The organism is Micromonospora polyrhachis (genome assembly GCF_014203835.1).
GTDB lineage: Bacteria > Actinomycetota > Actinomycetes > Mycobacteriales > Micromonosporaceae > Micromonospora_H > Micromonospora_H polyrhachis.
In genome coordinates, this window is sequence record NZ_JACHJW010000001.1 from 4,847,518 (window position 1) to 4,859,995 (window position 12,478).

The following is a 12,478-nucleotide window of genomic DNA, read 5'->3' on the forward strand; positions in this document are numbered from 1 at the left end:
GACCGACGAAGGCACCGGATGCCCGCCGGGGCCCGCCGGTCAGGGTGCGGTTGGCCGGCGGGCCCCGAGCAGGTGCCTGCCCGGTCAAGGAGCGCGGGAGCCGCGCTCCTTCTCCTGGGCGGCCATCGCCGACACGTCGGCACGTCGTTCGAGCTGCCGTACCGAACGGAGCATCCGGACGTTCCCGTGCAGCCGCGCCTGGTCACGATCGACGAACATCCAGTACCCGGCGGTAAAGGGGCACGCGTCGCCGCCGAGTCCGAGTTTCGGGTCGTATCGGCAACTGGCGCAGTAGTCACTCATCCGCTTGATGTACTCGCCGTCGGCCGCGTACGGCTTGGTGACCATCTTGCCGGGATCGGCGTACTGGCTGGTGCCGGCGAGATTGACGGTCAGGGCCCACTCGGTACCGTCGATGAAGCACCGGTGGAACCAGTCGACGAGGTCGGAAGGGTGCCAGCCACGCTGCACGGCATAGTTCGCCAGCACCATGAGTCGCGGCGTGTGATGCACCCAGGCCCGATCCCGTACTCCGGCGAGGATGTCGGAGAGGCAGCGGGCCCGCACCGCGTCGGCGTCGAGGTTGGTGAACCACCCGGGTACGGAGCGGCCGTGTGGCCGGTCGTCGGCGCGGTGACCGGCATTGAAGTACCAGTAGAGGTTCCAGACGAAGTCCCGCCAGCCGAGCAGTTGGCGGATGAATCCCTCGACACTGGAGAGTGGGGCGACGCCGTCCCGATATGCCTGCTCGGCCTCGCGAATCGCCTCCATCGGGTCGAGCAGCCCCAGGTTGAACGAGGACGAGAGGGCGCTGTGCGCCATGAAGGGGTCGGCCGAGAGCATGGCGTCCTCGTACGGTCCGAACATCGGTAGCCGGTGCCGGATGAAGTGGCGCAGCCGGACGATCGCCTCGGCTCGGGTGGCCGGGAACAACCGGGGCCCGTCGTGGCCGATGAACCGGATGCCCTCCGCCGCCCACCTGTCGAGTTCGTGCCGCACCTCGGCGTCGATCTCGTCCTCCTGCGGGATCGGTGGCGGCGGTATGTCGAGCTGTGCCGAGTCTCTCGCTGGGCGCTGTCGATTGCGGGCGTCGAGGTGCCATTTCTGGCCGCTGCTCACCGGTTCGGTGCCGCCGGTCAGCACGCCATGTTGCTGTCGGGCGTGTCGGTAGAAGTCCTCGATCCGTAGCGTGCCACGTCGTCGGTCCGCCCAGTCGGCGAAGTCGGCGGGGCTGGTGACGAAGCCACGCGGTGCCAGCATCGTGACGCCGGCCAAGCTTCGGACCAGGTCCCTGGCCCGTCGCGACGTCGGGTGGCATACCTCGACCGGATCGTCGAGCTGACGAAGCGCTTCTCGAAAGGTTTCGGTCCGTAGGTGTATCGCTTGGTCATTCAGTTCGGCCGCACGATGACGCAGGGCAGAGAGCAACAGGTGGGCGCGTTGCCGGTGGAAGGCGCGACGGCGGAAGACCGCCTTCGACTCCACCAGCAGTACCGGTTGGTGCGGGTCATCGAGGAAGTGCGGGCCGAGTTGGTCAGCGAAGATCCAACGCCGCAGCATCAGCAGATTGTGCCCTGTACGGTGCCATCGTTGTGTCCCCCCTGACAGCAGAGCGTGTGTTTGCCATCACATATCTGTGCGATGCGGGTCAGTTCCAACTGCGCGATGTGGGTTAGTTCCAGTTGCGCGAGACGATCCCGTCGCGTAGGTCGGGCAGCCGTTCTGCGCTGTCCTCAAGGGACAGTTTGGTGAACAGGGCCGTACCGATGCTGCCGTGGTCGGCCCAGGTGCAGGCCACGACCGTCGCTCCTTCGGCGCGACCGGTACCGCAGCGTTGGTGTTCGCCCCGAACGCCGGTGTCGTAGTCGCGGATGTCGGTGAGCCCATACTGGCCGGTCAGTCGGGTGAACTCGGTGTCGAGGTCCTGGTCGGGGCTGAACCGGAACCCGGTGACTCCGAAGATCGTCACCGTCTTGCCCCGAGAGTCCGCGTAGACGCCGGCGAAGGTGCCTTCGGCGAGCCAGTTCGTCATCCGCATGTCCGCCTTGAGCTGCTGCACCGTCTGCTTGCTGGTGGCGTCGTCCCGCAGCTTCAGCCCGGTCAGGTCGGTCGGCAGTGTGGCCGATGCCGGGTACTGGTCCCACATGGGTTTGCCGAAGTAGGCGGGGCAGCCGCAGCAGCAGGCGATCATCAGGAGCAACACCCAGGGCCAGCGGCGGCGACGTCGCCGGGGGCGGGGCGGCGTGGGCCAGCTCGGCGGGGCCGCAGGCGGACCGGAGGCGGGTGGGGAGCCGATTCGGCCGCGACGATCGCGTTTCGACGTTCGGGGCGGGGCTGGCGGTGGTGGGGCCGGTCGAGGGGGAGCCGCGGGCGCGTGGCGCGGTGGCGGCACCGGAGACGGTGCGGGCATCCGTGGCGTGCCGGAGATCGGCGGGGGCGGTGGGGGTGCCGCCGGAAACGACCGGGTCGGTGGCAGCGCTACGGGCGGTCGTGCGGCGGGCGGCGCTACCGACGGTGGTGAGAATGGCGGCGCTACGGACGGTGGTGAGAATGGCGGCGGCTCGGCGGGTAGCGGCCGGGTCGGTGGCAGCGGCTCGGCCGGCAGGTACCCGCCGGGGTGACCAGCCCACAGGTCGGCGGCGGAGTCCGCCCAGGGATCCACCGGTACGGCGGTCTCGGTCACACGCTCGTCGAGCGGCAGGGCCAACGTCGGGTCGGGTGGCGGCGGGACCGCGTTGGCCGAGCCAAAGCGGGATCGTCTACTACGTTTTCCGGCCTGCGGCGGCGGCACCTGGGCCGAGCCGGTCCAGCGGGACACCACGACCTCGGCGGTGGTGGCCGGCGAATCGGATGCGATCACCCGCTCGCCGGGCTCGCTGGGTCCATCTGACGTGGCCGACTTATTGGATGTGGTCGGCCCATCTGACGTGGCCGGCCCATCTGACGGGGTCGGTTCGTCGGACGCGGCCGGGTCGGTTCGGGGGAGTGGCGGCATGGCCGATTCATCCGAAGTGTGGGGCTGTGGCGTGGAATGCCCCGGGGTCTGGGCGGCCGGTTGGTCATTCCCCGGCTGCGGCTCCGGCATCGCGGCAATCTCCTCTCGCGCCCGTACGAGGTTAGTACCGCCACGCGAGCATCTCTCGGTACCGAACGGCAAGCGTACGGTGCCTGCCGGCAACCGGCGCCGGTCCGCGTACCCTTGGGCATCATGAACGTCGCGTCGACCACGCCGGACAAGCCGGTGACGAACTCCGTCTGGCCCCAGCTTGAGTCGCTGTTGCCGCAAATCAGCAAGCCCATCCAGTACGTGGGCGGCGAGCTGGGTGCGGTGCGGAAGGACTGGGATGCGGCGACCGTGCGTTGGGCGCTGATGTATCCCGACGCGTACGAGGTGGGCCTGCCCAACCAGGGCGTACAGATCCTCTACGAGGTGCTCAACGAGCAGTCCGACGTGCTCGCCGAACGGACCTACGCGGTCTGGCCGGACCTGGAGAAACTGATGCGCACCCACGAGGTGCCGCAGTTCACCGTCGACGCGCACCGACCGGTCCGTGCCTTCGACGTGTTCGGCATCTCGTTCTCCACCGAACTGGGCTACACCAATCTGCTCACCGCGATCGACCTGGCCGGCATTCCACTGCTGGCCGCCGACCGGACCGACGCCGACCCGGTGGTCGTGGCCGGTGGGCACGCCGCGTTCAACCCCGAGCCGATCGCCGACTTCGTCGACGCGGCGGTGCTCGGTGACGGCGAGGAAGCCGTACTGGAGATCACCGGAATCGTCCGGGAGTGGAAGCTTGCGGACTCGCCCGGTGGTCGGGACGAGTTGCTGTTGCGGCTGGCCCGGACGGAGAGCGTCTACGTGCCGCGGTTCTACGACGTGGACTACCTACCCGACGGGCGGATCCAGCGGGTCGTGCCGAATCGGGCGGACGTGCCGTTCCGGGTACACAAGCGCACCACGATGGATCTGGACGCCTGGCCGTACCCGAAGAAGCCCCTGGTCCCGCTCGCCGAGACGGTGCACGAGCGGTACGCCGTGGAGATCTTCCGGGGCTGCACCCGGGGTTGCCGGTTCTGCCAGGCTGGCATGATCACCCGCCCGGTACGGGAGCGCTCGATCACCACCGTGGGACAGATGGTGCAGCAGGGGCTGGAGTTCTCCGGCTTCCACGAGGTGGGGCTGCTGTCGCTGTCGTCGGCCGACCACTCCGAGATCGGCGACATGTGCTCCGGGCTGGCCCAGCAGTACGAGGGCACGAACGTCTCGCTGTCGCTGCCGTCGACCCGGGTCGACGCGTTCAACATCGATTTGGCCCAGGAGCTGTCCCGCAACGGTCGGCGGACCGGTCTGACCTTCGCGCCCGAGGGCGGGTCGGAGCGGATCCGCAAGGTGATCAACAAGATGGTGTCGAAGGAAGACCTGATCCGCACCGTCGTGACCGCCTACACCAACGGGTGGCGGCAGGTGAAGCTCTACTTCATGTGCGGCCTGCCCACCGAGACCGACGAGGACGTCCTCGAGATCGCCGACATGGCGCACGAGGTCATCAAGGCCGGCCGTGCCGCCACCGGCTCCAAGGACATCCGGTGCACGGTGTCGATCGGTGGGTTCGTGCCGAAGCCGCACACCCCGTTCCAGTGGGCGTCGATGGAGCGGCCGGAGGTCATCGACCACCGGCTGAAACTGCTCAAGCAGGCGATCAACGCCGACCGGTCCCTGGGGCGGGCGATCGGCTACCGCTACCACGACGGTGAGCCGTCGCTGATCGAGGGGCTGCTCTCCCGGGGCGACCGGCGGGTCGGTGCGGTGATCCGCAAGGTCTGGGAGAACGGCGGCCGGTTCGACGGGTGGAGCGAGCACTTCTCCTACCAGCGCTGGGTGGACGCCGCCGCCGAGGTGCTGCCCACCTTCGGCGTCGACCTGGACTGGTACACCACCCGCCAGCGCGACGAGCTGGAGGTCCTGCCCTGGGACCATCTCGACTCCGGGCTGGACAAGGACTGGTTGTGGCAGGACTGGCAGGACGCACTGTCGCAATTCGAGCAGGACGACTGCCGCTGGACGCCGTGCTTCGACTGCGGAGTCTGCCCCTCGATGGACACCGAGATCCAGATCGGGCCCACCGGGCAGAAGCTGCTGCCGTTGACCCCGGTCAACCAGGGCTTGCGCCTGCCGGCCGGCACCGGTAACTGACCTAGCCGGTACGTCCGACCAGCGGTCGGGGCGTACCAGACCGGCCGTCCGACACCCGGTTGGCCCCTGTTCGTCCAACCGGCCGAGGGTTAATCGGTCGGCCGGTTGACGGGGAGCTGACCGGTTGCGCGAGGATGATCCGGTCAACCGATTTTCCGAGGAGCACGACGATCAGTAGGAAACCACAGCCGGAGGGCGGCCAGGCGCCGGTCGTGCAGCGAATCCGGATCAGGTACGCCAAGCGCGGTCCGCTGCGTTTCACCTCGCACCGGGACTTCGCCCGGGCCTTCGAACGCGCGCTGCGCCGTGCCGGCGTACCCATAGCGTTTTCCCAGGGGTTCACCCCCCACCCCAAGATCTCGTATGCCAGTGCGGCACCCACCGGCGTGGCCAGCGAGGCGGAGTATCTCGAAATCGGCCTGCGGGAACCGGTGGATCCGGCGGCGCTGCGGATCGCGCTCGACGCCGCGCTCTCGCCCGGCCTGGACGTACTGGATGCTGTCGAGGCGCGAGGTGGGAGCCTGGCCGACCGGATCGAGGCGTCCCACTGGTGGATCGAGTTGCCCGGTGTCGACCCGGATGTCCTTCGGCAGGCCGTTACGGCCTTCCAGGCCGCACCCGAGGTGCCCGTCGAGCGGATGACCAAACAGGGCCGGCGGACGTTCGATGCGCGCGGCGCGGTCGACCGGATCGATGTGGTCGATCCGTCCGAGGCACCTTCCGGGGTCACGGGCGTACCGTGTGCGATAATCGACCTAGTCGTGCGGCAGGTCACCCCGTCCGTTCGACCCGATGACGTCCTTTCCGGCCTCCGCGTGGTGGCTGACCTGGCGCCGCCGGCACCGCCACGGGCGACCCGCCTGGCACAGGGCACGTTGACCACGCAGGGGGAGATCGTCGATCCGTTGGAGGCGGATCACGACGGGGCGACCATCGGTGAACGCTAGCCAGTTTCGGCCAGCGCTCAGTTAGTCAGACTTCGGCGGTTCGTGCGCCCTGCACGCTGCCGGAAACACCTTGCGGTAACCCTGCGTGGCAGCGCTCACCCGCGCCCGGGGATGCCAGAACTGGAGATCGTCCAATGCTCGAAAACGAGCCAGAGGGCGGTGAGCGGACCGGTTCGCAGCCGGCCGCCGACACTGCCGAGAATGTCGATGCCACACCCGTCCGGCGGACCCGTGCCACCCGCCGCCGTACCTCACCGACGGCTTCCGAACCAGCGCCGACCGGGGCTCCGGTAGAGGCGCCGACCGTAGCGCGGACGACCAGCGGCGAGGCACCGGAAGCCGAGGTGATCGCACCCGTGGCTGGTGACACCGCACCGGCTCCGAAGACCACCCGCCGACGCCGAAAGGCCACCACGGCCGACAAGAAGGAAGACGCGGCGGCTTCATCGCAGAGCGGCGCGGAAGCCGCGTCAACCGAAGCCGACTCCGCCGCCGCTTCCGGAGGTGCGGAGGCGGGCCCGTCCGACGAGGCGGCTGGCCCAGCCGAGGCCGCCGCCCGTCCACCCGCCGAGACGGCTGGATCCACGGAGGCTGCGGCTGGATCCACGGAGGCTGCGGCGGGGTCTGCAGAGTCGGGGGCAGCGCCGGCCAAAGCGACCCGTACCCGACGTAAGAAGGCGGTGAAGGCGGTCCCACCGCCGGTCGAGACGCCGAGCGAGGCGGACATCTCGCCGACGGCGGAGCCGACAGCGCCGGGTGGCGTGGTCGAGATCTCGGGGCCGCCGGAGGAGGTCGCCCCGGCCCGCGTGGTGCCGGCCGTCGGTGAACCGGTGCCGGAGGCCGACCAGCCGGCGGAGGAGGTCACCCGTACCCGTCGTCGCCGGGCGGCACTCTCCGCGCCGACCGTGCTGTTCATGGCACCAGAGCCGGAGGTGCCGCCGGCCCGCCCGCAGCGGGCTGCCACACCGGTGGTCGAGCCCGTGGTCGAGCCCATGGTCGAGCCTGCGGCGGCACCCGCCGAGGCGGGCGAGCCGGATGTGACGGAACCGGCCGAGACGTCCCGGCGACGGCGGCGGGGCCGCCGTACCGAGCCGGAGGTGCCGGTCGAGCCCGAAGAAGAAGACATCGAGGTCCAGGAGGAGTCCGTCGACCTCGACGAGGAGGACGAGGACGAGGACGAGGACGAGGCGACCGGCCGTCGGCGTCGGCGCCGGGGCCGCCGAGGCCGAGGCCGGGGCAAGGGGCCGGCGGACGAGGCCGAGGACGAAGACGTCGAGGAGCCGGCACACGCCGAGGGCGAGGCCGAGGGCGAGGGTGACGAGGACGAGGACGAGGAGACCGAGGGTGGCGAAGGGCTGACCCGTCGTCGCCGTCGTCGCCGTCGTAAGGGTGCCGGTGACGTCGAGAGCGCCGCCGACGACGGCGTACCCACCGTGGTCAAGATCCGGGAACCGCGCCGTACCGACGAGGTGCAGGGGGTCTCCGGCTCGACCCGGTTGGAGGCCAAGCGGCAGCGTCGTCGCGACGGACGCGAGCAGCGCCGTACCCGCCCACCGATCCTGAGCGAGTCGGAATTCCTCGCCCGCCGGGAGGCGGTCGACCGGGTCATGGTCGTCCGCCAGCGCGACGACCGTACCCAGATCGCCGTCCTGGAGGACGGGGTGCTCGTCGAGCACTACGTGAGCCGGTTGTCGGCCGGCGCCATGGCCGGCAACGTCTACCTGGGCAAGGTGCAGAACGTCCTGCCCAGCATGGAGGCGGCCTTCGTCGACGTGGGGCGCGGACGTAACGCCGTTCTCTATGCGGGTGAGGTCAACTGGGACACCACCGGCCTGGAAGGGCGGGCCCGTTCGATCGAGCACGCCCTGCGCTCGGGCGACTCGGTGCTCGTACAGGTGACGAAGGACCCGATCGGGCACAAGGGCGCCCGGCTGACCAGCCACATCGCGCTCTCCGGTCGGCACCTGGTCTATGTGCCGCACGGCAACGCCTCCGGCATCAGCCGGAAGCTGCCGGACACCGAGCGTAAGCGCCTACGGGACATCCTCAAGAAGCTGGTGCCGGAGGGGGCGGGCGTGATCGTCCGGACCGCCGCCGAGGGGGCCAGCGAGGACGAACTGGCCCGTGACGTCAAGCGCCTGCAGGCCCAGTGGGAGGACATCCAGGCCAAGTCCACCGAGGGTGGCGCGCCGGTGCTGCTCTACGAAGAGCCGGACCTGCTCATCCGGGTGGTCCGGGACCTGTTCAACGAAGACTTCCGTGAGCTCGTGGTGCAGGGCGACGGGGCGTACGACATGGTCGAGTCGTACCTGACGCACGTCTCGCCCGACCTGGTGGCCCGGCTGCACCGGCACGTCGGCACCGCCGACGTCTTCGCCGAGCGGCGCATCGACGAGCAGATCCTCAAGGGGCTGGACCGTAAGGTCTTCCTCCCCTCGGGCGGACACCTGGTCATCGACCGGACCGAGGCGATGACCGTCGTCGACGTCAACACCGGTAAGTACACCGGTGCCGGCGGCAACCTCGAGGAGACCGTCACCCGTAACAACCTGGAGGCGGCCGAGGAGATCGTCCGCCAGCTCCGGCTGCGGGACCTCGGTGGCATCGTGGTGATCGACTTCATCGACATGGTGCTGGAGTCGAACCGAGAGCTGGTGTTGCGCCGGCTCACCGAGTGCCTCGGGCGGGACCGTACCAAGCACCAGGTCACGGAGATCACCTCGCTGGGGCTGGTCCAGATGACCCGGAAGCGGATCGGCGCGGGCCTGCTGGAGGCGTTCAGCGAGACCTGCGAGTGCTGCAAGGGCCGTGGTCTGATCATCCACACCGAGCCGGTGCCGGAGAAGCCCCGGGCGGCCGGGGCGGGCGAGAAGGTCAAGGCGGTGGCCTCGGCCTCGTCGTCAGCGGTTGTGGCTCCGGCCGCGGCGGAGACGACCACCGGCAGCTCCCGGCGTCGCGGTCGTAAGAACACCGCCGCGGAACGGACCGTCGTGGAGTCCGAGCGGACCGTTGTCGAGCCCGAGCGAAGCCTGACGCAGCCGCAGCGGGCCACCAGCGAGGTGTCCGACTACGAGGACACCATGGGGTACGACCTGTCACGGTACGAGACCCCGACGGCGGAGTCCGACGATGCCGCACCAGCAGGGGCCGGAGCCGCCGCACTGGCGGGAACGGACGATGGCTCGCCGACGGAGTTCGGAGATACCTCGGTAGTGCCCGCTCCGCAAGCTCGGCTGGCCGGGGCGGACGATCCCGACGCGCTGGACGAGAACGGTGACCCGGATGACGCCGAGTCGGGCGGCGGTCGTCGTCGAGCTCGGCGGGGCGGTGCGCGCCGCCGTACACGCCCCTGATTCCGACCGTGGTGGGGAAGGGCCCCTTCTGGTGCGAGAAGCGACAAGAAGGGCCCCTTCCCTACCGCCGGGCGGGGAGGGTGAGGGGCGGTTTGAGCAGCGAGCGGGGCATGCCGTACGCTTGCCTACGGCGCACTTTTGTGCGCCAAGTTCTCGCGTGCCCGCCGCCGCATTTGCGGCGAGCCGCCGCGAACAGCACGTTACCCGAAAGCAGCCTCAACGACAGGGAGTCCGCGTCCGATGTACGCGATCGTCAAGACCGGCGGCAAGCAGTACAAGGTCGCCGAGGGCGACGTGATCGAGGTCGAGAAGCTCGCCGGCGAGCCCGGTGACGCCGTCACGCTCTCCGCGGTGCTCCTCGTCGATGGTTCCGACCTGGTGACCGACGCGGCGCAGCTTGCCAAGGTCGCGGTGTCCGGCGAGATCGCCGCCCACACCAAGGGACCGAAGATCCGGATCCACAAGTTCAAGAACAAGACCGGCTACCACAAGCGCCAGGGTCATCGCCAGCCGCTGACCCAGGTGAAGGTGACCGGCATCTCCAGCGGGAAGTAGGTCGTCTCCAGATGGCTCACAAAAAGGGTGCGTCCAGCTCGCGTAACGGTCGTGACTCAGCGGCGCAGCGGCTCGGCGTGAAGCGGTTCGGTGGCCAGGTGGTCAGCGCCGGTGAGATCCTGATCCGGCAGCGTGGCACCAAGTTCCACCCCGGTGACCTGGTCGGCCGGGGCGGCGACGACACGCTCTTCGCGCTGGCCGCCGGTGCGGTCCAGTTCGGCACCAAGCGCGGTCGCAAGACCGTCAGCATCGTGCCGGCGCAGCAGTAGCGCTTTCACCGAAGCGGGCCGTGGACCTGGTGTCCCGGCCCGCTTCGTCGTTTTCATAGCGGGGAGAGACCTCGCTGGAAGGATTGGTGGCGTGACGACGTTCGTTGACCGGGTCGTCCTGCATCTGCAGGCCGGCGATGGCGGGCACGGCTGTGTCTCGATCCACCGGGAGAAGTTCAAGCCGTTCGGTGGCCCGGACGGTGGCAACGGCGGGCACGGCGGGAGTGTGTCACTCGTCGTAGATCCACAGGTGCACACCCTGCTCGACTTCCACTTCCGCCCCCGGATCAAGGCGGAGAACGGCAAGGGTGGCGCCGGGTCCAACCGGGACGGTGCCAACGGTGCCAACCTGGTGGTCAAGGTGCCGGACGGCACGGTGGTGAGCACGCTCGACGGTGAGGTGCTGGCCGACCTCGTCGGGGCGGGCACCACCCTGGAGGTGGCCCGAGGCGGTCGTGGCGGCCGGGGCAACGCATCGCTGGCCAACGCCAAGCGCAAGGCTCCGGGCTTCGCCGAACTCGGTGAGCCGGGTGACCACCTCGACGTCGTACTGGAACTCAAGAGCGTCGCCGACGTGGGCCTGGTCGGCTTCCCGTCGGCCGGCAAGTCGTCGTTGATCTCGGTCATCTCGGCGGCCAAACCCAAGATCGCCGACTACCCGTTCACCACACTGGTGCCCAACCTCGGCGTGGTTCGGGTCGACGACCACACCTTCACCGTGGCCGATGTGCCGGGCCTGATCCCCGGGGCGGCCACTGGCAAGGGCCTTGGCCTGGAGTTCCTGCGGCACATCGAGCGCTGCGCCGTGCTGGTGCACGTGGTGGACGCGGCAACCCTGGAGACGGGGCGGGACCCGCTGGCCGACATCGACGCCATCGAGGCTGAGCTGACCGAGTACGGCGGGCTGGCCGACCGGCCCCGGCTGGTCGTACTCAACAAGATGGACGTGCCGGATGGCCGCGACCTGGCCGACATCGTCCGTCCCGACCTCCAGGCTCGGGGTTACCGGGTGTACGAGGTGTCCGCTGTGACCCGCGAGGGGTTGCGCGAGCTGACGTACGCGATGGCGGAGCTGGTCGAGCAGGCCCGGGCCGCCACGCCGGCACCCGAGCCGACCCGGATCGTCATCCGGCCGACCGCCGTGGACGACGCCGGTTTCACCGTCGAGTCGGACGGCGACGGCGGATTCGTCGTACGGGGTGTACGCCCCGAGCGGTGGGTACGGCAGACCAACTTCGACAACGACGAGGCGATCGGCTACCTTGCCGACCGGTTGGCCCGGTTGGGTGTGGAGGAGCAACTCGCCAAGGCGGGTGCCGAGCCGGGCAGCCTGGTCCGGATCGGTGAGCGGGAGTTCGACTGGCAGCCCACGCTCTACGCGGGAGCCGACTATGTGCCCGGCTCCCGGGGGACGGACACCCGGCTGGAGGAGAGGTCGACCCGGGCGAGCGCAGCCCAGCGGCTGGCGGCCCGCAAGGCCCGCCGCCAGCGTCCGACGGACGAGGTCGAGGCCGACGCCGGGGATGCGTCCGGTGCGGTGCAGACGGTCGGCGAGACCGACCGGAACAACAACGTTCTGGATGGTGCCGAGTAGGCCGCAGAGTCGTCGTACCCGGAACCACGCCGGCCATCCCGGATCAGGTCATCCATCGGAAACCAGGCGGAAATCGTCGCTGGCTACGCTGCCCGCGTGCTGATCGAATTCCGCCCGGTTACCGACCCTGAACTGGCCGCGCTGGTCACCGCCCAGCAGCGGGAGCTGCGGGAGATCGACGGTGGGCTCGACGGGCAGGTCACCGTCGTGCACGACGACGCCCGCCATCTGGTCGGGATGGTCGACGGACAGGCGGTGGCCTGCGGCGCGATCCAGACGCTGGGCGGCGACACCGCCGAGATCAAGCGGATGTACGTCCGCCCGGCGCACCGGGGTCGCGGCCTGTCCCGTCAGTTGCTGACTGCCCTGGAGGAGTTGGCCCTGCGGTCGGGGCACACTGTGCTGCGCCTGGAGACCGGCAGTTACCTGCCGACGGCCATTGCGCTCTACGCCTCCTCGGGTTACGCCGAGATTCCGGTCTACGGGGAGTACGTCGACAACCCGTACAGCGTGTGCTTCGAGAAGCATCTGCCGGTGCCGGTGCCGGTCTGAATGGTTCCGCG

The 12,478-nt window shown here is 69.6% G+C and carries 9 protein-coding genes; 7 read left to right on the forward strand and 2 right to left on the reverse strand.

Translation table 11 applies throughout. From position 1 onward, the window contains the following. Positions 1-84: 84 nt before the first annotated feature. Together FHR38_RS21315 and FHR38_RS32905 are read right to left on the reverse strand one after the other, a co-directional pair. Positions 85-1,560 (reverse strand): cryptochrome/photolyase family protein, encoded by a 1,476-nt coding sequence (locus FHR38_RS21315; RefSeq protein ID WP_184536327.1) that lies wholly within the window; start codon positions 1,558-1,560, stop codon positions 85-87. A 112-nt stretch (positions 1,561-1,672) separates the two neighbouring features. Beyond that, positions 1,673-2,860: a hypothetical protein gene (locus FHR38_RS32905; RefSeq protein ID WP_281384895.1), complete on the reverse strand. Its 1,188-nt coding sequence runs from the start codon at positions 2,858-2,860 to the stop codon at positions 1,673-1,675. Between the two features lie 348 nt (positions 2,861-3,208). Between FHR38_RS32905 and FHR38_RS21325 the strand changes: the two genes are divergently transcribed. From FHR38_RS21325 to FHR38_RS21355, 7 genes are all read left to right on the forward strand, one after another. After that, positions 3,209-5,197, forward strand: coding sequence for a TIGR03960 family B12-binding radical SAM protein (locus tag FHR38_RS21325; protein WP_184536328.1), 1,989 nt, complete (start codon positions 3,209-3,211; stop codon positions 5,195-5,197). Positions 5,198-5,409: 212 nt separating this feature from the next. Further along, positions 5,410-6,144, forward strand: a complete 735-nt coding sequence (locus FHR38_RS21330; RefSeq protein ID WP_312882318.1) for a TIGR03936 family radical SAM-associated protein — start codon at positions 5,410-5,412, stop codon at positions 6,142-6,144. 134 nt (positions 6,145-6,278) lie between these two features. Beyond that, on the forward strand, positions 6,279-9,497 hold the full coding sequence (locus tag FHR38_RS21335; RefSeq protein ID WP_184536330.1) for an Rne/Rng family ribonuclease: 3,219 nt from the start codon (positions 6,279-6,281) through the stop codon (positions 9,495-9,497). A gap of 240 nt (positions 9,498-9,737) precedes the next feature. Next, the gene (rplU, locus tag FHR38_RS21340; RefSeq protein ID WP_184536331.1) at positions 9,738-10,052 is read left to right on the forward strand and encodes a 50S ribosomal protein L21; all 315 of its coding nucleotides are present in this window, start codon (positions 9,738-9,740) and stop codon (positions 10,050-10,052) included. Positions 10,053-10,063: 11 nt separating this feature from the next. After that, positions 10,064-10,321, forward strand: coding sequence for a 50S ribosomal protein L27 (rpmA, locus tag FHR38_RS21345; RefSeq protein WP_184536332.1), 258 nt, complete (start codon positions 10,064-10,066; stop codon positions 10,319-10,321). Positions 10,322-10,412: 91 nt separating this feature from the next. After that, a complete protein-coding gene (gene obgE / locus FHR38_RS21350) occupies positions 10,413-11,915 on the forward strand; it encodes a GTPase ObgE (protein WP_184536333.1) in 1,503 nt (500 codons plus the stop codon). A 96-nt stretch (positions 11,916-12,011) separates the two neighbouring features. Then, positions 12,012-12,467, forward strand: a complete 456-nt coding sequence (locus FHR38_RS21355; RefSeq protein WP_184536334.1) for a GNAT family N-acetyltransferase — start codon at positions 12,012-12,014, stop codon at positions 12,465-12,467. Positions 12,468-12,478 lie beyond the last annotated feature (11 nt).